19 protein-coding genes, 1 tRNA gene and 2 pseudogenes are annotated in these 22087 nt (G+C 59.6%); 9 read left to right on the top strand and 13 right to left on the bottom strand.

All coding sequences use genetic code 11. The annotated features are described in order from the left end of the window. Positions 1-12 precede the first annotated feature (12 nt). On the top strand, positions 13-966 hold the full coding sequence (locus ACZ5FP_RS05720; protein WP_464662674.1) for a sulfite exporter TauE/SafE family protein: 954 nt from the start codon (positions 13-15) through the stop codon (positions 964-966). Further along, entirely contained in the window at positions 963-1751 is a 789-nt protein-coding gene (locus tag ACZ5FP_RS05715; RefSeq protein ID WP_226904557.1) for a TIGR02186 family protein, read from the top strand. The genes ACZ5FP_RS05720 and ACZ5FP_RS05715 overlap by 4 nt, the downstream gene beginning before the upstream one ends. Here the strand turns inward: ACZ5FP_RS05715 and ACZ5FP_RS05710 are convergent. From ACZ5FP_RS05710 to ACZ5FP_RS05680, 7 genes and pseudogenes are all read right to left on the bottom strand, one after another. Beyond that, complete coding sequence (locus ACZ5FP_RS05710) at positions 1711-2661, bottom strand: methyltransferase domain-containing protein (RefSeq protein ID WP_464662673.1); 951 nt, start codon at positions 2659-2661, stop codon at positions 1711-1713. The two genes, ACZ5FP_RS05715 and ACZ5FP_RS05710, sit on opposite strands and share 41 nt — an antisense overlap. Positions 2662-2667: 6 nt before the next feature. Then, entirely contained in the window at positions 2668-3666 is a 999-nt protein-coding gene (locus tag ACZ5FP_RS05705) for a hypothetical protein (RefSeq protein ID WP_464662671.1), read from the bottom strand. Between the two features lie 221 nt (positions 3667-3887). After that, the gene (locus tag ACZ5FP_RS05700) at positions 3888-4667 is read right to left on the bottom strand and encodes an amino acid ABC transporter ATP-binding protein (protein ID WP_346305632.1); all 780 of its coding nucleotides are present in this window, start codon (positions 4665-4667) and stop codon (positions 3888-3890) included. 14 nt (positions 4668-4681) lie between these two features. After that, positions 4682-5653, bottom strand: coding sequence for an amino acid ABC transporter permease (locus tag ACZ5FP_RS05695; RefSeq protein WP_464662669.1), 972 nt, complete (start codon positions 5651-5653; stop codon positions 4682-4684). Next, positions 5650-6546, bottom strand: coding sequence for an ABC transporter substrate-binding protein (locus tag ACZ5FP_RS05690; protein ID WP_464662668.1), 897 nt, complete (start codon positions 6544-6546; stop codon positions 5650-5652). The genes ACZ5FP_RS05695 and ACZ5FP_RS05690 overlap by 4 nt, the downstream gene beginning before the upstream one ends. Positions 6547-6586: 40 nt before the next feature. Then, a complete protein-coding gene (locus ACZ5FP_RS05685) occupies positions 6587-7387 on the bottom strand; it encodes a deaminated glutathione amidase (RefSeq protein ID WP_464662666.1) in 801 nt (266 codons plus the stop codon). Then, positions 7384-8380, bottom strand: a pseudogene (locus tag ACZ5FP_RS05680) (substrate-binding domain-containing protein). Before ACZ5FP_RS05680 ends, ACZ5FP_RS05685 begins: the two are co-directional and overlap by 4 nt. 104 nt (positions 8381-8484) lie before the next feature. On the opposite strand from ACZ5FP_RS05680, the gene ACZ5FP_RS05675 reads away from it, so the two are divergent. Together ACZ5FP_RS05675 and ACZ5FP_RS05670 are read left to right on the top strand one after the other, a co-directional pair. Continuing rightward, positions 8485-9825 carry an aminotransferase-like domain-containing protein gene (locus ACZ5FP_RS05675; RefSeq protein ID WP_464662664.1) on the top strand — a complete coding sequence of 447 codons (1341 nt, stop codon included), beginning with the start codon at positions 8485-8487 and terminating at the stop codon, positions 9823-9825. 141 nt (positions 9826-9966) lie between these two features. Beyond that, complete coding sequence (locus ACZ5FP_RS05670) at positions 9967-10929, top strand: NAD(P)H-dependent flavin oxidoreductase (RefSeq protein WP_464662663.1); 963 nt, start codon at positions 9967-9969, stop codon at positions 10927-10929. Here the strand turns inward: ACZ5FP_RS05670 and ACZ5FP_RS05665 are convergent. Then, positions 10926-11444 (bottom strand): N-acetyltransferase family protein, encoded by a 519-nt coding sequence (locus tag ACZ5FP_RS05665; RefSeq protein ID WP_464662661.1) that lies wholly within the window; start codon positions 11442-11444, stop codon positions 10926-10928. The genes ACZ5FP_RS05670 and ACZ5FP_RS05665 overlap by 4 nt on opposite strands. 29 nt (positions 11445-11473) lie before the next feature. Between ACZ5FP_RS05665 and ACZ5FP_RS05660 the strand changes: the two genes are divergently transcribed. Further along, complete coding sequence (locus ACZ5FP_RS05660; protein WP_464662659.1) at positions 11474-12043, top strand: helix-turn-helix domain-containing protein; 570 nt, start codon at positions 11474-11476, stop codon at positions 12041-12043. On the opposite strand, the gene ACZ5FP_RS05655 is transcribed toward ACZ5FP_RS05660, so the two are convergent. The 3 genes from ACZ5FP_RS05655 to ACZ5FP_RS05645 all read right to left on the bottom strand — a co-directional run bounded on the left by ACZ5FP_RS05655 (position 12040) and on the right by ACZ5FP_RS05645 (position 15774). Beyond that, entirely contained in the window at positions 12040-12840 is an 801-nt protein-coding gene (locus ACZ5FP_RS05655; RefSeq protein WP_464662657.1) for an FAD binding domain-containing protein, read from the bottom strand. The genes ACZ5FP_RS05660 and ACZ5FP_RS05655 overlap by 4 nt on opposite strands. 11 nt (positions 12841-12851) lie before the next feature. Then, a complete protein-coding gene (locus ACZ5FP_RS05650) occupies positions 12852-15197 on the bottom strand; it encodes a xanthine dehydrogenase family protein molybdopterin-binding subunit (RefSeq protein WP_464662656.1) in 2346 nt (781 codons plus the stop codon). An 88-nt stretch (positions 15198-15285) separates the two neighbouring features. After that, positions 15286-15774, bottom strand: coding sequence for a (2Fe-2S)-binding protein (locus ACZ5FP_RS05645; protein ID WP_105736548.1), 489 nt, complete (start codon positions 15772-15774; stop codon positions 15286-15288). Between the two features lie 413 nt (positions 15775-16187). Between ACZ5FP_RS05645 and ACZ5FP_RS05640 the strand changes: the two genes are divergently transcribed. The 3 genes from ACZ5FP_RS05640 (at position 16188) to ACZ5FP_RS05630 (ending at position 19352) form a co-directional block, all read left to right on the top strand. Further along, a tRNA-Thr gene (locus ACZ5FP_RS05640) sits at positions 16188-16263 on the top strand. 207 nt (positions 16264-16470) lie between these two features. Further along, positions 16471-18708 (top strand): KAP family P-loop NTPase fold protein, encoded by a 2238-nt coding sequence (locus ACZ5FP_RS05635; RefSeq protein ID WP_464662655.1) that lies wholly within the window; start codon positions 16471-16473, stop codon positions 18706-18708. Positions 18709-19028: 320 nt separating this feature from the next. Further along, positions 19029-19352, top strand: coding sequence for a hypothetical protein (locus tag ACZ5FP_RS05630; protein WP_464663354.1), 324 nt, complete (start codon positions 19029-19031; stop codon positions 19350-19352). Between the two features lie 125 nt (positions 19353-19477). Here ACZ5FP_RS05630 and ACZ5FP_RS05625 read toward each other — a convergent pair. Together ACZ5FP_RS05625 and ACZ5FP_RS05620 are read right to left on the bottom strand one after the other, a co-directional pair. Continuing rightward, positions 19478-19633 (bottom strand): annotated as a pseudogene (locus ACZ5FP_RS05625) (VapE domain-containing protein); the annotation flags it as partial. A 102-nt stretch (positions 19634-19735) separates the two neighbouring features. Further along, a complete protein-coding gene (locus ACZ5FP_RS05620; protein ID WP_464662654.1) occupies positions 19736-20425 on the bottom strand; it encodes a Crp/Fnr family transcriptional regulator in 690 nt (229 codons plus the stop codon). Positions 20426-20739: 314 nt separating this feature from the next. Here ACZ5FP_RS05620 and ACZ5FP_RS05615 point away from each other — a divergent pair, with 314 nt between their 5' ends. Further along, on the top strand, positions 20740-21960 hold the full coding sequence (locus ACZ5FP_RS05615) for a hypothetical protein (RefSeq protein ID WP_464662652.1): 1221 nt from the start codon (positions 20740-20742) through the stop codon (positions 21958-21960). Positions 21961-22087: the final 127 nt, after the last annotated feature.

The raw sequence follows: 22087 nt of genomic DNA, 5'->3' as shown, positions 1-22087 counted from the left end.
CATAACGCCGTGATGGGTTCGGGGTCTGAATTGGGAATCTACCTGCCAATAGCCGAGATTTCGGTCAATATCTTCGTGCTGTTCGGCATGGGGGCAGCGGTTGGATTCCTGTCGGGCATGTTCGGCGTCGGCGGCGGATTTCTCATCACGCCGCTGCTGATCTTCTACAACATCCCGCCCGCCGTTGCCGTTGCCACCGGCGCGAACCAGGTCATTGCCTCGTCCTTCACCGGTGCGCTGTCGCATTTCAAGCGCGGCACGCTCGACGTCAAGCTGGGAACGCTGCTTGTCATCGGCGGCGTGGTGGGGGCGGGCGTCGGCATTTACGTCTTTGTCCTGCTGCGCGAACTCGGCCAGCTCGACCTGATCGTGTCGCTGCTCTACGTGATCTTCCTGAGCACGATCGGCGGGCTGATGCTGCTGGAAAGCGTCAGGTCCATGCGCCGGACAAGGGCCGGCCAGCTTGCCAGTCTCAAGAAACCGGGACAGCACAATTGGGTGCACCGGCTGCCCTTCAAGATGCGGTTTCGCACCTCGAAGATCTATGTGAGCATCATCCCGATCCTGGCGCTCGGCGCGGCCATCGGCTTCCTCTCGTCGATCATGGGCGTCGGCGGCGGCTTCATCATGGTCCCCGCCATGATCTACCTTCTCAAAGTGCCGACCAATGTGGTTATCGGCACATCGCTCTACCAGATCGTTTTCGTGACGGCTTTCACCACCGTCATGCAGGCAACGACCAACCAGTCGGTCGATATCGTGCTGGCCTTTCTGCTGATGAGTGGCGGCGTCATCGGCGCGCAGTACGGTACCCGCATCGGGCAAAAACTGCGCGGCGAACAATTGCGTGCACTGCTGGCGACGCTGGTTCTGGCCGTGGGTCTGCGCCTTGCCATCGAACTTTTTGTCACCCCCGACGATCTCTATTCGATCGCCATCGCGCTTGCCGCGCCGGGGGCGTCATGAGAATTCTGGCAACTGCCCTTCTCCTCATCCTGGCGTCGCTGTCCGCGGCCATGGCACAGCAGTTGCCGGGGAACAAGGAAACGATCGAGATTGGCCTGTCGACCGATACCATCGCCATCACCTCGGGCTTTCGCGGCACGGATCTGACCGTCTTCGGCGCGCTCGACAATGCCGATCCGCTGATCCAGCGGCAGGGCCGTTATGATATCGTCGTGATCCTGCAGGGACCCGAACGCGATTTCGTCGTGCGCCGCAAGGACCGGTTTTTCGGTGTCTGGATCAATGCGGAATCGGTGTCGTTCCAGCATATTCCGGCATCCTATTCCCTGGCCTCGACGCGGAACCTTCAGGACATCGCCGTTCCCAAGACATTTGCCCAATTGTCACTCGGCGTGAACAATATCTTTTACGAGCCCATGCCCGACGGCTTCGGCTCCAGCGCATCGCTGCGGGAATTCACCAAGGAGCTGCCAAGGCTGAAGCTCAAGCAGAACCTGTACAGCCAGCGTCCGGGTGACGTGCAGTTCCTGTCATCGACCCTGTTCCGCGCAACACTGTCCCTCCCTGCCAATGTGCCGGTCGGCAAGCATCAGGCGCGGGCCTTTCTGTTCCGCAATGGCGAATTCCTGCGCGAAAGCTCGACCAGCCTCAATATCGTGAAAGCCGGGCTGGAATACCGCATCTACAAGGCGGCGCACGAGAACAGCCTGCTCTACGGTCTGTTTGCCGTGTTCCTGGCCGTGATTACCGGCTGGATGGGCCGCCTGATGTTCCGGAAAGACTGATCAGGCGCCCGGCAACGACGATCAGGCCCTGCAGGGGCTCACCGCGGTCAAAGCGGATCGCCTCGCGCCCGATCGTTGCCGGAGCAAGGCCATGTTCGGCCAGAAGGCGGCGGACATAGCCTTCCGAATGGGTATAGCGCAGCGAGGATTGCAGGATCAGTTCGCCATCATCGGCATGGGTTTCCACCGAGAAGGCAAACAGCCCCCGGGGGCCGAGCGCGTGGACAAGACGGGCGAAGGCTCTGTCGAGATCGCCGACATAGACAAACACATCCGCCGCGATAATGAGATCGGCCGAGCCTTCGGGATAATCGAGTTCGTTGACATCGCCTTTGAAGAGGCGGTCATAGACGTGCTTTTCCTCGGCCTTCTGGAGCATGGCTTCGGAGAGGTCCATGCCTGCCATATGGTCCACATCCGCCCGGAAATAGTCGCCCATCAGACCCGTGCCGCAGCCGACGTCGAGCATGGACTGATAGTGTCTGCCCGGCGCCGCCGCCTTGATGGCCTTGGCCAGCAGTTCCGGCACGCGATAGTGCAGCTTGTCCAGAAGCGCCGCCTCGAAGGTCGGGGCATAGGCATCGAACAGGGTCTCGACATAGGCCGTCGGCGGATTGTCCGGCACCACCGCATAGCCCGAGGCCGCCAGTTTCAGCGTCGCGCCAAAGCGGTCGTCGGGATCGAGTTCCAGCAGGCGCCGCCACGTTTCGGCTGCGGCGTCCTCGTCACCCGCGGCTTCCTCCATTTCGCCCAGGCGATAGAGTCCGGCGGTCCATTCCGGTGTGATCTCCAGCGCCTGCCGCATCAGATCGGCGGCGGCCACGTGATCACCGGACTCGAACAGCATGTCAGCATAGGAAGCGCGGCGGTCCGCAATCAGATCACCCGAGGACAGGAACGCCCGCGCCATGCTGGTTCAGTTCGCAACCAGCACGCGGATGGAAAAGATATCGATCGCTTTCCCCGTGCGGGCAATGTCCGAGTTGATCTTGATGATACCGCCCGCACCCGGCTTCTTGCCTTCCGGGAATTGCAGTTCGAACAGATATTCGTTGCTCGCATCGGTCACGTCGTAACGCTTGCGTCCGCAATCGCCGAGGGCACCGAAATCGCAGCTGACCGCCATCTGCGTCGCGGAACCGTCCTCGGCCTTGGCAATGATATCGAAGATGGCATGCTTGCCCGCCAGTTGCTGCAGAACGCCCTGCCCGACCTGGAAGCTGATATCGTCGTTCTCGCCCGGCGACTTGATGCGCACGAATTTCTGCAGATTGTCGCCGGCAACGCTGGCGGTCGCCCGGCCCGCCATCGAAACGCGGGTCATGTCAGACGGGTCGAAAATCGAGATCCAGTTGCCATCCGCGGCAAGCTGCCCGCCCTTCATCGGCTCGTGGCTGCCAACGGCAGGACCAGCACTCGACGAAGGCGGTGTGCTGCCCGATGGCTTCGAATTGATCAGGCCCGATGCAACAAGCCAGAGAAGGCCGATGGCTACCAGCAGGATCGCCACCATGATGACGAATTTCTTCAGGCCACGCGCCTTCTGGCGTTCGCGGGTCTTCTTGACACGCGGCTGGTTGTAGGCGGGCCGGTAATTGTCGGCGCGGCTGTTGTCCGTCGGGCCAAGGTCGGAATCCAGCGATCCGCCCATGGAGGGTTCGACGCGGCCGGATGTTGTCTGCCTGGATTGCGCAGGGCCCGCAGACATGGAAGGCTCGCGCCGTTCCGCGACGGGTTCCGGCGCAACACGCGAAGAGTCGCGCGATTCACCCTCTATGCGTGTGATCGTGGCCTTCAGATGCTCCCGGCGCTCTTCACGCTCGGCCTCATCCAGCGCGCCGTTGGCGATCAGCGAACGCTCATGCGCGGTCCAGGCTGATTCGTAAATTTTCTGACGAACGGCAGGGTTGCTCACATCTGCTTTGGCGAAAGCATTTCGGATGGCTTGTTCAATCGCTTCCAACTCGACGATTTCCCCTTCAAAGCAGCTCGTATGACCCGGCTAGGCATAGACGATTTGACTGCTTATTCAAGACTACCGCGGCGCAATGATGGCGGTTTTCGCCCGAATTGGCGCTCTATACAAAGCGAATATCCCCGGCATCGAACGCGAGCGGACGGCCGGGGGATCGATATTCAGATGAAACGGCTGAGAAACGCCCGCGTGCGGGGATGCTGCGGGTTGCCGAGAACGTCTTCAGGTTTGCCCTGTTCGACGATGTAGCCGCCGTCCATGAAGACCACCCGGTCAGCAGCTTCCCGGGCAAAACCGATTTCATGCGTGACCACGATCATGGTTAGCCCCTGGTCCGCCAGATCGCGCATGGTCGCCAGCACTTCACCGACCAGTTCCGGATCGAGCGCCGAGGTCGGCTCGTCGAAAAGCATCAGTTTAGGGCGGATTGCGAGTGCCCGTGCGATGGCGATGCGCTGCTGCTGGCCGCCGGACAATTGCCGGGGGTAGGCATCGGCCTTGTGGGTCAGCCCGACGCGGGCCAGCAGTTCCATGGCAAGTTCCGTGGCTTCCCTGCGGCTTTGCTTGTGCACGCCGATGGGCGCTTCGATGATGTTCTGCAGGGCGGTCATGTGCGGGTAAAGGTTGAACTGCTGGAACACCATGCCGATCTGGCGCCGCTGCACGGCGATGGCCCGCGCCGGCAGCTTGTTGAGCCGGCCATTGCGCAAGGAATAGCCGATCTGTTCCCCCGCCACGACAATCGAACCGCGGTCGATCGCCTCCAGATGGTTGATGCAGCGCAGGAATGTGGATTTGCCCGAGCCCGAAGGACCAAGCACAACCACGACTTCGCCGGGGGCAACATCGAGGTCGATCCCCTTCAACACTTCCACTTCGCCAAACGACTTGTGGACATTGCGGGCCCGCACCAGCGCTTCGCCCGGTTCGGTGCCATTCATGGAAAACTGCGCGGTCATTTGCTTGCCTCCTGCGCCAAGGCTGGCACTGTGGCGCTCAACGCGGCAGCGGCAACCTTGTCCTGCTTCCTGGCCGTTGAAGAACCCCGCTCGCCGCGACCGTAGTAGCGCTCGATGAAGCCCTGTCCGACGTTGAGGATCGACGTGATGAACAGATACCAGATGACGGCGACCATCAGCATCGGGATGACCTCGAAGGTCCGGTTATAAACGGCCTGCACCGAATAGAGCAGATCGGCCATGGCGATGACGCTGACGAGTGACGTCGCCTTGATCATGCTGATCAGCTGATTGCCGGTCGGCGGCACTATGGATCGCATGGCCTGAGGGATGATGATGCGCCTGAGGGCGCGGGTGCGCGTCATGCCGAAAGCTTCGGTGGTTTCGATCTGCCCCTTGTCGACGGACAGAAGACCGCCGCGAATGATTTCGGCCATATAGGCAGCCTCGTTCAGCGCAAGGCCGGCAATGGCCGCCGTCATCGGCGTGATCAGATCATTGGTGTTCCAGCTCGCCAGCGTCGGGCCGAAGGGAATGGCAATGGAAATTTCCGGAAAAAGCGTCGAGAGGTTGTACCAGAAGATCAGCTGAACCAGCAGCGGCGTCCCGCGGAAAAACCAGATGTAAAGACCCGCCAGGGAACTTGCCAGCCGGTCGTTGGACAGGCGGGCAATGGCAAGAACCAGCCCGATGACCACGCCGATGGCCATGGCAACAACGGTCAGGCCAAGCGTGACATAGAGGCCGCGCAGCACGGTGGCTTCGGTGAACCATTGAAACACGATCGGCCAGCCGAAATTCTGGTTGTTGGCGACGATCCAGAGGAAGTTCGCGGCAATGAGAAGCGTGATACCCCACAGGAGCCAGCGATCCGTGCGAAAGGGCTTATGCGCATTCGCCACATCGCGAAGCGCAGCCTCCGCATCGCCCTTTGCGGGCGATGCCAATGTTTGCGTGTTTCCGGTCATTTTGCGGCTTTGCCCGCGAGATTGATCCCGGGTTCCTTCAACATGTTCTTCTCAAGGCCCCACTTCTTCAGAATGGCGGCGTAGGTGCCATTGTCCATGAGGGTCTTGATGCTTTCCAGGAGGACGCCGCCGAGCGGCGAACCTTTGGCGACCACGGCGCCCTGGAAAATATCGTCGAACCCGTTTTTCAGGCCGGTGCCCGTCAGCTCAAGCTGGCCATTGGCCTGCTCGACGAAATAGATCAGCGGCGCCTGCGAGGAGAAGAAAGCGTCGGACCGCTTTGAGCGAACCGCCAGGATGGAAGTGGGCTGGTCGGTGAAGGACTGAACCTCGATGGCTGCCTTGCCATCCTTGGTGCATTTCTCCGCCTGCTCCTTGATGACCTTTTCCGCCGAACCGCCAGCCATGACGGCAATGCGGCTGCCGCAGGTGTTGTCGAGCGAGGTGATGCCCTTGGGATTGCCCTTCTGCACGGCAAACACCACGAACTCCTGCACATAATCGACAAAATCATTGGCGCCCTGACGCGAGGGATAATCGCCCACGGGGCCCATGGCGAACTGGTAGCGGCCGGAATTGATGCCGCTCAAGAGCGCCGGAAGGCCGCTGACCGTTGCGTGCTTGATCTCGACACCCCACAACTCGCCGACAGCCTTGGTCAGATCGGCGCTGGCGCCCTGCATTTCCGTGTTGCCGGTGACGATTTCATAGGGCGGGAAGGAGCCGTTGTTGACCGAGGTGATGCTTCCGGCCTTGCGGATTTCCTCGGGCAGCTTGGCCCGCAATGCCTCGTTGACCGTCTGCTTGGCGATGGCCACCTCCGCAGCCATTGCGGGGGCAGCGACGAGCGTTGCCGCAAACAGCGCGGCAAAGGTCAGGTGTTTGAATTTCATTATTATTCCCCTTTTTATATCTTTTGAAAACCTATTGCGTTCAGGCAGTCGTATCGGCCAGTTCGGGCCGGGCAAAACGGCGGTTGGCGAGAACCGGCAGGACCGCACGCGCATGACTGATGCGCTTGGGATCGATGTCGGCGAAGATCAGTGCTGGGCCTTCCCCTGCCCGCACGACGGCCACGCCGAGCGGGTCCACCACCATGCTGGCACCGATATTGCGCTCGCCGCACTCACCCACGGCAACGATGTAGCAGGTGTTTTCCAGCGCCCGCGCCGTCACCAGCACCTCCCAATGCGCCTCCTTGCCGGGGCCCTTGACCCATGCGGCGGGAAGGATGAGCACATCCGCGCCGTCCACCGCATGGCGGCGCGCCAGTTCCGGAAAGCGCAGGTCGTAACAGGTCATGAGGCCAAGCTTGAGCCCTGCAATTTCGATAAGACCGGGAATCTCGCCGCCCGGCTGCACATTGGTGGATTCCTTGGCGGCAAAAGCGTCATAAAGATGAAGCTTCAGATATTGCGCGACGATTTCGCCGCCGCGGATGGTCACCAGATTGTTGAAGACGCGCTGACCCCCGGTCGGAACGTGCACGCACATCATCACGGTCATGTCGCTGTTGCGGCTTTCGGCCAGCAATTGCGTCATGAACGGGCCATCCAGCGGCTGCGCCGTCTTCAGCACGATATCCGGATCGGTGATGTCACGGGCCAGGATGCCTTCCGGCAGAACCAGGAGATCGGCACCGCCCGCATGCGCATCACGCATCAGCTTTGTGCAGATGTCCGCATTTTCCTGCCAGACCTTGCTGACGGCAAATTGACCCAGCGCGACCCTCATGCCGGCACTCCCGTGCGGCTGGTGGAGCCGGAAGTCTGGCCGCTGTGATGCGGGAAAAGGTCGGTGGGCGAGAGAAGCATCGGTGTCAATCCTTGCAGGTGCAGTTGTTCGGCAAAATCGGCGATCATCCGTTCGTTGACGGCAAACCCGCTGTCGTTCCAGTGGACCGGCAAATCCCGGGCGACGTGGCCAAGCTCATCAATGATCCATGGCGTGGTATCGGCATATTTGCGCCGCTTCTCCAGCCAGACCCGCTGGGATTCATCCAGCAGGTTGCTGAGCTCTTCCGGCAGCCAGGGATGCTCGGCGACAAAGGATGTTTTCAGGCCCAGAAGATGCATGCCGGGAACGTAGCCAACCTCGTGGAAATAGGCGAGTTCCTCCGCCCGGAAATCCGTCAGCACATGGCGGAATTTGGAAGCGGGGCCAAAAAAAGCCTTCCGGCATGAACGGCGTGAACACGGCGTCAAGTTCGCCGGTTTCCAGCAGCTGCATCATCGGCCGCTCGCCCGGCACCGCTTCGATGCGGCCGGTGCGGCCAAAACCGTCGAGCCTGTCGGTGATGGGATGAGCCTCGGTCAGGCGGCCGGCATACCAGAATGCATCCTCGATACCGACGCCGGCATGGGAAAGCGCCGCGCGGGTCCAGGTATTGCCGGAATCGCGCCAGCCGGTCACGCCGATCTTCTTGCCCGCCAGATGTTCCAGCCGGGTCACCGGGCTGTTCCTGGCCGTGATGATGCAGCGATGGCGAAAGCCGCGCATGACAAAGTTGGGAACGCCAAGGACATCGGTTTCGCCATTGGCGCGCGCCGAGGCATAACGGCTGAAGGACATTTCAGCGGCATCGTGATGCGGATCGGCGGCGACGTTGCCGATCAGCGTGCCGACGCGATCAACTTTGACATCAAGCCTCTCGGAGGTGACGTCACCCAACGCCAGCGGCGTATAATAATCCCAATCGCGAACAGCCAATCGAACAGTGATACGCAAGACATTTCCTCGTTGCAATTTCGGTTTTCGTGCGGGAAGCTAAATGTTCATTATTGACTGATCAAATACTATTACGTTACTGAACATTTAAAAGAGGGACAGATATGAGCGAATTGGCCTCAGTTCAGTGGTTTGCAGAGAAGTTGCGTGACCGGACGATGCGCGGCATCGCCATCGAGACCAGTGCACTGATCCGCGCCGGCGCCATTCCCGTCGGCACCAAACTGCCCGCCATCCGCGATCTTGCCTACACCCTCGGCATCAGTCCGGCGACAGTTTCCGAGGCCTGGAGCGAGTTGCGGCGGCAGAAGATCATCACCGGGCGTGGGCGCAACGGCACATGGGTCAGCGGCGACCGCATTGCACCGAAACCCCTGCGGCTGGCGAGTTCAGGCGATTATGGCGATGGTGTTCTCAACCTTGCCATCGCCTCGCCTGACGTGGACGTGCTTCCGCCTCTTGAAGAAGCCTTGAAACATGGCGCGACAGCGGAAGCGCTGAACAGTTACCAGCGCGTCCCGATACTGCCTGAATTGCAAGCGGCGGTGGAGCCGAACTGGCCCTGCAGGCCGGAGGCGTTTCTTGCGACCAATGGCGGCTATAACGCCGTCTACGCCCTTCTGCATGCGCTCGTCATGCCGGGATCGTTCGTGGCAATCGAGGAGCCGACAGCCCTCAGGCTTCTCGACATCCTCGAGGATCTCGGCGCACACATCCTGCCGGTGGCGTGCGATGACAACGGCCCGCTGCCCGATGCTTTGATGGAGGCCCTCAAACGCAAGCCGGCTGCGTTCCTGTTTCAGCCACGCACCCACGCGGTGACCGGACGGGGTGTCAGCCGGGAACGGCTTGCCGCGCTGGGCGATGCCCTTGCCGACAGCGACGCGCTCATCATCGAGGATGACGGTGTCGGCGATATCTCGTCCCTGCCTCCGATCAGCCTCGGGGACCGGTTTCCGGACCGGGTCATTCACATCGTTTCCTATTCGAAATCCCTCGGCCCCGATCTGCGGCTGGCCGTCCTGTCGAGTTCGACGCGCATCGTCGAACAGATCCAGTCCTACCGCAGCTTCAGTGCAGGCTGGACCAGCCGGGTGCTGCAATCAGCCGTGGCTTTCCTGATCAAGGACGCGGCAACACAGCTGAGCTTACAGAGGGCAAGAGGTATCTATCGGGAGAGACGCGAGGGGTTGATGCAGGCACTGCGCGAGCGCGGTGTTCATCTTTCCGGCGGGGAAGGGTTCAGCCTCTGGGTTCCCGTGGCTTCGGAACAATTTGCCCTCGTGACCCTCGCGGCGCGTGGAATCGCGGTGGGCATCGGCCGCAAGTATGTCGTGAACCCGTCACCGCATATCCGCGTGGCCACCAGCATCTTGCGGGACAGGGAAGACGAGGTGGCCGATGCGATCGCCCTTGCGGTGAGGCACCCGGATCATCTTTACTGAGATCAACGCACCGCCCACGCTCACGCGCCTTTGATCAGGCGCAGGTAACCGCGCCAACCTTTCGCTTGATCACGGCACGCGGTCTGATAAAAGGAGTTACGTTTACGGAAACGTCAAAATTTATTCCATGGGAGGAAACACATGGCATTGCCCGAAATCCTGACGAAAAAGCTGCGCATTCCCGTTGTCGGCGCGCCGCTGTTCATCATTTCGCATCCGGCCCTCGTGCTGGCGCAATGCAAGGCCGGCGTCGTCGGCTCCTTCCCTGCCCTGAACGCACGGCCCGAGGCCCAGCTCGACGAATGGCTGGCCGAGATCACCGAAGGCCTGCGTGACCACGACGCTAAAAACCCGGACCGCCCGGCAGCACCGTTTGCGGTCAACCAGATCGTCCACCGCTCTAACAAGCGGCTCGAGCATGACCTTTCCGTGTGCGTGAAATACAAGGTGCCGATCGTTATCTCCTCTCTCGGCGCCGTACCGGAAGTCAACGCTGCCATCCACTCCTATGGCGGGATCGTGCTGCACGACATCATCAACAACCGTCACGCCAACTCAGCCATCCGCAAGGGTGCGGACGGGCTGATCGCGGTTGCCGCCGGTGCAGGCGGGCACGCCGGACCATTGTCGCCCTTCGCGCTTATCCAGGAAATCCGCGAATGGTTTGACGGGCCGCTGCTGCTGTCCGGCGCCATCGCCACGGGCAAGGCCGTCCTGGCGGCGCAGGCCATGGGTGCGGACCTTGCCTATATCGGCTCGCCTTTCATTGCGACCAAGGAAGCGCGGGCAGTCGACGCCTACAAGCAGATGATCGTTGATTCCGTCTCGTCCGACATTGTCTATTCCAACTACTTTACCGGCATTCACGGCAACTATCTCAAGCCGTCCATCACCAAGTCTGGCATGGATCCCGATCACCTGCCGGAAGCCGACCCCTCCAAGATGGATTTCGAAGCGGCAACCACCGGTGCCAAGGCTTGGAAAGACATCTGGGGTTGCGGCCAGGGTATCGGCGCGATCAAGGAAGTAACCGGCGCCGCAGAATATGTCGGGCGGCTGGAACGCGAATACCACGAAGCCAAGGCCAAAATCTGCGCCGCCTAACGCGGCGGAGCATTATCCAGAACGATCTGCATGAATGTCAGGTCAAGCCATTTGCCGAATTTGGTTCCAACTTCCGGCAGATGGCCCACTGCTTGAAAGCCCAGTTTTTCGTGCAGGAGGATGGACGCCGCGTTGCCGGACTCGATACCGGCCACCATGGCGTGCTTGCCCGCCTCCCGCGCTCTGTCGATCAGCGCCAGCATCAGGGCCTTGCCGATCCCGCCGCCCCGCGCCGCCTTGTGCACATAGACGGAATGCTCGACCGTGTGACGATAGCCATCGAAAGCACGCCAGTCGCCGAAGGAAGCATAGCCCGTGACACCACCGGCATCGTCGACGCTGACCAGCACCGGAAATCCCTTTGACTGCCGCTCGCCGAGCCACGCCTTGCGGTTGGCCAGATCGACCTGCGTTTCGTTCCAGATCGCCGTGGTGTTCAGCACCGCATCGTTGTAAATCTCGAGAATGGCTGGAAGATCCGCCTCACTGGCCGCACGCACGATCACGACTTGCATCCTTTTCAATCGTCTACTATAGTTTCATTATGTCTCATAAAATAGACGATGTCGATGCAAAAATCGGTGCCCGCATCCGGATCGAGCGGGAGGCACGCGGCTGGTCGTTGACGGAACTCGCGGAAAAATCCAGCGTATCGCGCGCCATGATCAACAAAGTGGAGCGCGGCCAAAGCAGCCCGACGGCCATGCTGATGGCGCGATTCTCGGGCGCTTTCGGCCTGAGCATGTCGACGCTGATGGCACGGGCGGAAATGCAGGAAGGACGGCTGCTGCGTCACAAGGACCAGCCCCTGTGGACCGATCCCGACACCGGCTATATCCGCCGCCATGTCTCGCCTGCCTCCGACCTGCCCATGGATGTGGTGCATGTCGACCTGCCGGCAAAGGCGCGGGTGGCGCTCCCCGCGTCCGCCTACACCTTCCAGCGGCAATTGATCTGGATTTTAAGCGGCGTGCTGAGCTTTACCGAGGGTGAAACGTTTCACCGGCTCGAAGAGGGCGATTGTCTCGAACTCGGCGCCCCCCATGACTGCGTCTTCGCCAATGAGAGCGATGCACCCTGCCGCTATGCGGTGATCGTACTGCGGCGGGCCTAGCCCGCGATCTCCGCCACGGCGCGCTTGGCCATGACCTTCACCAGATTGGCGCGGTAGTCGGCCGAGGCATGCATATCGGACATCAGGCCATCGGCGGAAACCACAACGCCGTCCAGCGCCGCAGCACTGAAACTCTTTGCCAGCGCCGCCTCCAGCGCTCGCGCCCGGAACACGCCATTCTCGCCAGCCCCGGTCACCGCAACCCGGACCTCGCTGCCAGCCTTGGCAACGAACACGCCGGCCATGGCATAGAGCGAGGCGGGATTCGGGAACTTCTTATAGGCAGCCCTGTCGGGCGCGGTGAATTCGACGGCCGTGACAATCTCGTCCGGCTCCAGCGCCGTTTCGAACAGCCCGGCAAAGAAATCCGCGGCGGCAAGCGAGCGCGCGCTGGTGATGACGGTTGCGTTGAGGGCGAGCAGCGCCGCGGGATAGTCGGCCGCGGGATCGTTGTTGGCGACCGAGCCGCCGATGGTGCCCATGTTGCGCACCTGTGGATCGCCGATATGTGCCGCGAGATGCGTGATCGCCGGGCAGAGCCTTGCCAGCTCGGCATGGGTCGCGACGTCATAATGCGTGGTCGCCGCGCCGATACGCACGGTTTTTCCCGTGATGGTGATGCCTTTCAAGCCGGGAATATGGCGCAGGTCGATCAGATGGCTCGGTGACGCCAGCCGCTGCTTCATGGTCGGAATGAGGGTCATGCCGCCGGACAGGAATTTGCCGTCCTCGGCCGCGCCCATTTGTTTTGCGGCATCCTCGACCGAAGTGGCCCGATGATACTGGGTTTCATACATGGCACATCTCCCTATTTCGCCGCCTGAATGGCAGCCCAGACCTTTTGCGGGGTCGCGGGCATGCTCAGGCTGTTGTTGCGGATGGCATCGGTGATGGCATTCATCACGGCAGGCGGCGAACCGATGGCACCAGCCTCGCCGCAGCCCTTGATCCCCAGCGGGTTGGACGGGCACGGAGTTTCCGTCGTCATGATGTTGAACGACGGCAGGTCCTGCGCACGCGGCATGGTGTAGTCCATGTAGCTCGCCGTCAAAAGCTGGCCGCTTTCATCGTAATGCGTGCCTTCCAGCAGCGCCTGGCCGATGCCTTGCGCCAGGCCGCCATGCACCTGCCCTTCGACGATCATCGGATTGATGATCTTGCCGAAATCGTCGGCAGCAACGAACTGCACGATCCTGGTCGTGCCGGTTTCCGGATCGATCTCCACCTCGCAGATGTAGCAGCCGGCCGGGAAGGTAAAATTGCTCGGGTCGTAGAACGCCGTTTCCTTCAGCCCCGGCTCCATGCCGGAGGGCAGGTTGTGCGCGGTGTAGGAGGCGAGCGCCACCTGGAACCACGGCAGCGACTTGTCCGTCCCCGCCACCCGCACATTGCCGTCCTTGATCTCGATATCCGCCTCGTCGGCCTCGAGCAGGTGCGCGGCGATCTTCTTGGCCTTGGCCTCGACCTTGTCCATGGCCTTGACGACCGCGGACATGCCAACCGCACCGGAGCGCGAGCCATAGGTGCCCATGCCCATCTGCACCTTGTCCGTGTCGCCGTGGACGATGGAAATGCTGTCGAGCGGTACGCCGAAACGCTCCGCCGCCAGCTGGGCGAACGTGGTTTCGTGCCCCTGCCCGTGCGAATGCGAGCCGGTGAGGATTTCGATGGTGCCGACGGCATTGACCCGCACCTCGGCGCTTTCCCACAGGCCGACACCGGCGCCCAGCGCCCCGACCGCCGCCGACGGCGCGATGCCGCAGGCCTCGATGTAGCAGCTCATGCCGATGCCGCGCAGCTTGCCGCGACCGGCGGCCTCCGCGCGGCGCTTTTCGAAACCGGCATAGTCCGCCGCCTTCATGCTGGCGTCGAGCGTCGCGTCGAAATCCCCGGCATCATAGGCCATGATGACAGGCGTCTGGTGCGGGAAGGCGCGGATGAAATTGCGCCGCCGCAATTCCGCCGGCGATATCTTCAGCTCGCGCGCCGCTGTCTCCATGATGCGTTCCAGCACATAGGAAGCCTCCGGCCGCCCGGCGCCGCGATAGGCATCGACCGGCGCCGTGTTGGTGTAGACCGTCTTCACATTGGCGTGGATCGCCGGAATATCATACTGGCCGGACAGAAGCGTCGCATAGAGATAGGTCGGCACGGAACTCGAAAACAGCGACATGTAGGCGCCGAGATTGGCGATGGTTTCCACCTTCAGGCCGAGAATTTTGTGGTCCTTGTCAAAGGCGATCTGCGCATGGGTGGCGTGGTCGCGCCCGTGCGCATCGCACAGGAAGCTTTCCGTGCGGTCAGCCACCCACTTGACCGGAACGCCCGTCTTCTTCGATGCCCACAGGCAGACGATCTCTTCCGGATAGATGAAAATCTTCGAGCCGAAACCGCCGCCGACATCCGGCGCGATCACCCGCAGCTTGTTCTCCGGCGCGACATTGTAGAACGCGCTCATCACCAGCCGCGCCACATGCGGGTTCTGCGAGGTGGTCCAGCAGGTGTAGTGATCCTCCGCCGCATCGTACTGGCCGAGCGCCGCGCGCGGCTCCATGGCATTGGGCACGAGGCGGTTGTTGTCGATATCCAGCGTCGTCACATGCGCCGCGCGGGCAAAGGCGTCAGCCGTCGCCTTTTCATCGCCGATATCCCAGTCGAAAATCAGGTTGCCCGGCGCTTCCGGGTGCACTTGCGGCGCGCCTGGCTTCAGCGCCTCGACGGCGCTGACGACGACGGGCAGCTCCTCATAGGCGATTTCCACCGCCTCGGCGGCATCGCGCGCCTCGCCCTTGGTATCGGCAACGACGATCGCCACCGCATCGCCGACATAGCGCACCGTATCGGTGGCGAGCGGCGACCAGGCGCCCATCTTCATCGGCGTGCCATCCTTCGACTGGATCATCCAGCCGCAGATGAGATTGCCGATGCCGTCGGCCTTCAATTCCTTGCCGGTGAGCACCCCGATGACGCCGGGCATCTTGAGTGCCGCGCCCGTGCTGATCCCGGTGATTTTCGCGTGGGCATGCGGGCTGCGCACGAAGACCGCGTGCTTCATCCCCGGCACGACCATATCGTCGGTATAGCGGCCCTTGCCGGTGAGGAACCGCTTGTCCTCCTTGCGCAGAACGCGTGATCCAATGCCTTCGACACCCATGACACTACCTCCCTGTCGCAGGCGCCTCGCCAAAATGTCTCAATTGTCTGTTTGGCCGGAAGCGGACTGCACGACGTGAATTGATTTCTCAGGCGGCCTTGACGGCGCCCTTGCCCATTTTTTCCGATGCGTCGAGCACGGCCTGAACAATGTTGTGGTAGCCGGTACAGCGGCAGATATTGCCTTCCAGCTCCGCGCGCACCGTCGCCTCGTCCAGCCCTTCCGGGTGACGGCGGATCATATCCACCGACGACATGATCATCCCCGGCGTGCAGAAACCGCATTGCAGGCCGTGATGTTCGCGGAAGGCCGCCTGCACCGGATGCAACTCGCCATTGAGGGCAATGCCCTCGATGGTTGTCACCTCGGCGCCGGACGCCTGCACCGCCAGCATGGTGCAGGATTTGACGGCCCGCCCGTCCACATGCACGACGCAGGCGCCGCATTGCGAGGTGTCGCACCCCACATGGGTTCCCGTCAGTCCCAGATTTTCACGCAGGAAATGCACAAGCAGCGTGCGGTCTTCGGCTTCGCCCTTGACGGCGCGCCCATTGACCACCAGTTCGACTTTGGCCATCGGTTCCTCCCAGAACGCCTTGGTCACCGCCCCTCCCTGGGCCGCATGACCACAACCGAAAGTTTAACCTGTCCTGCACGCTTGTCTATCGGCAAAATGGAAATATTCCAATCTGGCGATACTGCTGGCAACAAGAGTTGGCGAGCACAGGGATTTTCGCGGTTTCAGGCAAAAGCCGGCATGACGAGGCTTGCATTCCGCATGCAATAACGCTATCAGGCGCGTCATCCCTCCGGCACATTCCGATGGCCGGTCCAGGGATCGGGAAGTCCCTTCCCTGCCGCTTTAGCTCAGTTGGTAGAGCACATCATTCGTAAGTATTGGGTCCGCCCGAGAATGATGTTCAAAGCCAGTGAGTTGGCAGGTTTGGGAATAAAATAGTAGGGCATTAGTAGGTGCCCTGCGCTTGGTAGGCCGCTTTAGCTCAGTTGGTAGAGCACATCATTCGTAATGATGGGGTCCTCGGTTCGATTCCGGGAAGCGGCACCATTCTTTCAGGTCAAAACAGACGTCTGTATGGCGTTAAACTTGTGAAACACTTAGTTTAAATACTCTTCTAGCTTCTTCAATTCCCAAAACAATGTAAATCTGACGCGCGTAATGACGAATCCTAGTTTCAGACGGTCTTCGCACGCGCATCCGTTCACCAAACGCGAACGTTACTGCTGATATCGGTTCCTTGGGGATATCTATTTTATGAGGCGCTTTCTAAATAAGTTTATAAAACGACAGCACAATAAGCTGGAGAATGCATCAAACGAAACGGACGTCGAGAACTCTTCTGATGCCAGCGGTGTCAGGGGTGATTCTCCGATCCTACTTCCTGAGCATGACGCTTTCGGCATCAATTCCTTTGCAAGGGCAATAGCAAGAAGCATTTGTGACGCTGATGCAAGCGACGGTCTTGTCTATGCAATAAATGGGGCGTGGGGTTCTGGGAAAAGTAGTGCAATCAATTTAATTCTTCATTATCTTTCCGAACCAATTGGTGAAGGTCGCATTGTTCCAGCAAGCTTTAATCCTTGGTGGTTTTCAGGCACCGAAGCTCTAACGGTTTCGTTCTTTCAAGAGATGCGGGCTACAGTTGGAAAATCTCTTGATGAGAAGGCAAGAGAAACCTTAGCAGGCCTTGGCAACCGTCTATCCGCCGCGGGGCCTCTACTTGGTGGTATTGCTTCATTGTTAGCAACACCTGCAGCAGGGGCCGCAGTTGCAGGCGGGGCAGTACTCCTCGAAAAATTGACAAAACTTGATAGCACTGTCGAGAAGGAGCATCGTAAACTTGCTCGTGCGTTAGCAGCTCAAGATAAGAAATTCCTCATCATTCTTGACGACATAGATCGATTGAGTACAGACGACGCGTTGCAGATTTTCAAACTTGTAAAGTCTGCTGGCCGTCTTCCCAATGTTATTTATCTTATGGCATTCGACCGTCATTTGGCCGAAACGATGGTCGCAGAGCGATTTCCAGCGGAAGGTATCAGTTATCTTGAGAAAGTTATACAAGGTGCCTTCGATCTGCCAATTCCAGATTCAGACGATCTAAGGAATCAACTTCTTAAAATTGTTGAGAATGTTATGGGCGAACCTCCAGAGGAAAAGTTGCAGCGATTCTGGAATATCTTTTACGATGCCGTTGCGCCTCTTTTAAAGACTCCGCGCGATACAGTGCGACTAAGCAACGTTATTAAAGTATCGTGGCCTGCCGTGGGAGATAATGTTGACCTTGCGGACTTTCTGGCGATGGAGACGATGCGGCTGTTTTTACCTTCTGTGCATCAAGCAGTGCGCACTCACCCCGATTTGCTCACGGGCACTCAAAAGGAACGCAGCGACTCTCGCCAGACGTTGGAAGTGGAGTACAACACGATCTTTCTAGATGAGCTTTCCCCTCGCCAGCGGGAAATCGCAAAACGTGCTTTACGACGCCTTTTCCCTCGCTTGGATGCAATCTGGAGCAACACTTGGCATAGTAACGACGGGCAATGGCAGCGTAATCGCTTTATTTGCGCCCCAGAACACTTTCAGACGTATTTTGCATTCGGAGTAGTCAATGACGGCATTACGATTGCAGAAAGCGATGCCCTTGTAGATAGCGCAGGAATTCCTGGTGCAACATCGTCCGCTTTACTCGGGTTTGTTGCTGCCTCTCGCCGTAAGGGTGGTACCCGAGCGGCGCTTGCTTTAGAGGAATTGACCATCCGGGCCGGCGATATCGCGGAAGCGGATGTCGGCCAGGTTGTTAAAGACGTCTTCAACGTAGCTGACGAGTTGGATTCCGAGGCCGATAGGGGACGAGGTTTTTCCAACATTACGCGGCTGCATTGGCTTTTCAACAATCTGCTTCGAGATCGCTTCGAATTGCCAATTCGAACTCAAATAATTCGCGATGCAGCGATGGGCGCATCACTTGATTGGCTCATTAGCTTATCTGACCGTTGTAAAAGCAATAAGGATAAGCGCAGTTCAGATGACGATCACGGCAACGAAAATCTCGTAGACGACGAAGCTGCAGAATGGCTATATGATCTTTCGCGAGAACGTCTTCGAGAAGCGGCGACAGATGGCTCGTTAGCAAAAAAGCCAGGAATCGAGGCGTTGCTTTACCGTTGGCGTGATCGTGTAGATGGAAAAGAAGTACGCAAATGGACCGACGTTCAGCTAACAAAAGATGACTTCGTCGTAACTTTAGCGAAGGATGTAATTTCTGAAATGTTATCACAAGGGATTGGAGGCTTTGGTTCGTTAGGAGATCGTGTGGCGCGTAGGAGCCAATATGTGCATCTCGAACCATTAAGTCCACTTCTCGACATACAGCGTTTTAAGGAGCGGATTAATTCGATGCTAGAGGCTTCCGACACTAGTCCGTCTGATCGTGCAGCCTTGGAGCGATTCAAGGCAACTCCAGAACGTGATCCTAACCGCACTATCTAGTAATTGACTATTTTGAAGTAAACATAGACATCCTGCTATCTTTCCTCCTCACCCCTTTCACCTCCTCCCATTTCCCACTATGATTCCCGGCGAGACCGGTCGAAACGGATCGGTCTTGGGGCTTCATAACCCCTCCAAGAGCGGTCGGTGTCGACCGCAAAGGCACCTCCTCAGCCCTATGGCCGGGGAGGCCTCGGCGTATGTCCAGAGCTTCAGCTTAAAGGCCGTGGCGGTCGTCTCTTGGCGGCTTATGAACTCCCCGGTCACCAGAGGATAAACCTCGGGTGGCCACTTTCCTCGCGCGAGAAAAGGGAGTGCACATGAACGATTACAATTTCTGGTCAGACCTGCTCGATACGTTTCAATCCTCGCCGGACTGGATCAAGGCGCTGTGGCTGTTGATTCCGCCCGGCTTTCTGCTTGGCCTCGTGGCGCTGATGCTGCGCTTCAGGATCGCCGCCAAACAGATGGAGCAAAGCGCTGGGGGTGAGCTGATTTATTCAATCCATCGCGATGCGGGCCAGCTGCGTGTCGTCAGCCATATCCCCGTTACGGACGGCAATCCGGCATTGCTCCTGCTTGACCCGCCTGCCAGCGGCGAAACCGGATCGCAGGAGACGAGCCGCCTCGCCCCGCCCGCATAGGACCCGTCAGAACGCGCAAGGCAGGTAATGCCGGTATTGGCGGCCAAGCAGGCAAGCCCTTGGCTTGTAACCTGTACCTGTAACCTTGACCTCAAAAGAGATACGGGGGGAGTGGCAACCGCCTCCGCCCAAAACTGATGGACATCGCGGCTGAAGCGTTCAATGTCGACAGTCTTCACGCGCACCGGCCAGAACCGCCGGTTTCCCGTGAGGTCGCGCGGATGGGTCGTCTGCGAGGCTTGTCGCCGGTCGTGGCGCAGATGTTCTTGCCGCGTTTTCACGAGCGCGGCGTCGGACTAATGACAAGACCCGTCGAGTATTGCATGCGAGCGGCTACAGCTGAACTCGATGCTTCGCCACGGCACTCCGGCCGCTGGAACATGTCAGTCCGCCACGTCCTGTTCTGCATGCCGCCGCAAAGCCAAGGGATTGGTGACGGTTATGGACCGATAACCGGTCTCAATCCAACCCGCCTCGATGAAACGTTGGATGGCGCTGTTGACCTGTTTGCGAGAGGTGTTTGTCAAGATACCAAGATTTTCCTGGGAAACGGAAATCGGAACATCCGTCGCCCATGACATGCGATGCAGGACTGACGCGATCCTGGAGCTGACACTTTTTTTCTGCAGATCATGCACGATCCTGAGAAGCTTATCGGCTGCCAAGATCGAAATGACGCCGAAAGCGCGAATGTTGCCAGGATCCGAGGCGGCCATCTGCTCCATCGTCTCAAGCGGCACATGCATCACCCATGTCTCACTCCGCGCGAATAGCTCTATCCGTCTCGGCTTCCCGGTCATGAAGCTGTCTTCGCCGGTCCATCCACCGGGTACGGCGATGTGGATCAGGCGCGGCGTTGAGTCGAGAGGCGCGGTATCCACCGTCACAGTCCCTGAGACGAGACCATAGATGCCACCGGCCGGGTCGCCCGGGCGGAATATGACTTGGCCTGCGTCAAATTTCTGAAGCAGCGCATTTTGCAGCAGGCGCACCCGGAAGGTTTCGGGCATTTGAGCCAGCCAGCCGGCCTCGCACATGATGCGTTCCGCATTCGCCCGTGACATACGCGCCATTTTCTTCCCCCGATTGTGCGGTTTGACACAATGTCCCGTTCAAAAGCCTTGTATCAACTTTGTGACAAGAGAAAAGAGGCCGCGACGATCGGGGGGCAAGGCGGCTGGCATAGAAAGCGAAGCGCGCGTTTTGCGGGCGGCGACGGCTTATGGCTGCACGCGTCCTGATGCCTGCCCATCCCCATTGAATTGTTCGGCCGCGCCTGTGTAACCGCCTTGCGATCGCATGCGCAGGACTGCCATGGGAACGACAACCATCCGTGATCGCAGCATGGCGTTGTCGAGGGTCGCTATGTCAACAGATGGATTGCGAAATGAACGATACATCCAACCAGAGTTCAGCGAATACAGAAGATCCGACCCTGAGTGGCGAGCCTGATCTCGGGGAATTTCTTGTCTCACACGGCGGGCCGTTCTTCGAACTTCAACGGCAACTGAAATTGCTTCGCCACAATGCGCTTTGCGTCGGGCCCCGAGCCGCCCTGTTTGTGGCCCTGGCCTGGGGCGTTCCGTTTCTGCTTGGCTTACCGCGCAATTTCTCTTTGGAACACAGCCAGGGAGCCTATCTTGCCGATCTCGGAGTATGGGCAAAGTTCTTTATCGGGATCGGTGCCTTTGTTCTGGCCGAACGACAGGTAGAAACTGGCCTGAAGGCCAGGCTGTCCCATCTTGCGCGCGCACCCATCATAGCCCCGACATTCATCCCGATCGCCGCCGGCATCGTAGCCGCTACGCTTCGCGAGCGCGATTCACGCATGGCTGAATTTGCCTGCCTGGTCCTGGCGCTTTTCGCCGCGATCCTCTCCTATCTCAACCTCCACGCGACACAAGAATCATCATGGGCGGTTGAACACCTCGCCGCCGGCAATCGCGTCACGCTTGCCGGCTGGTGGTCGATCTGTGTCAGCCTTCCACTGTTTGTCTTTCTTCTTGCGCGGGGAGGATGGAGGCACTTCTTGTGGGCACGCATGCTGCGCAAACTTGCAAAGCTTGATCTTCGACTGGTTGCAACCCATCCCGACGGCAAGGGCGGATTGGCGTTTCTGGGACGGTATCCGAATGCCTACGCCATTTTTGTCTTTGGATTGAGCTGCGGCATTGCGTCAGTCGTCGCCAAGAGCCTCGCCCACGAAGATCCCTCCATAACAACACTCAGCATGGTCATGAGCGGTTGGCTCGCGATCGTCACCGGCTTCTTCGCCTACCCGCTATCTGCCTTCACCCCTCCTCTTCTTCGATTGAAGGAGGAAAGCCTTTCGTTGCTGGGCGCTCAGGCAACGCAATTTTGCCGATCTGCGGAGCGGAAGACCCTTGGCCGGAACGTGTTTTCCGATGCCGTGTCCGAGCCTGATACGGAGCTTTCGGACCCAAGCAAGCTCTATGACGCGACACGCAAGCTTTCAACGATCCTCGTTGACAGAAGCGCCGTCGTGCCCGTTGCGGCCGCGGCGCTCATTCCGTTCGCAGTAGTGGGCGCGACGAAACTACCCTTCAAGGAGGTGCTATCGCTCGTGAAGAAATTGCTCCTTCTTTGATGCACAGGGCCGATCAACAGGAACGGTAAACACGGCAACCGGCATGGGCTCCAACGCGAGGGCCTCAATCAGGAGGTGAAAGCGCAGGAGCACCCGTCCTTTGAGCCCAGCATCAATCGTTGAGCGG

The organism is Phyllobacterium sp. T2-21 (assembly GCF_055378485.1).
Note: the sequence above shows the minus strand (reverse complement) of the source record. Positions and strands in the feature narration are given on the sequence as shown.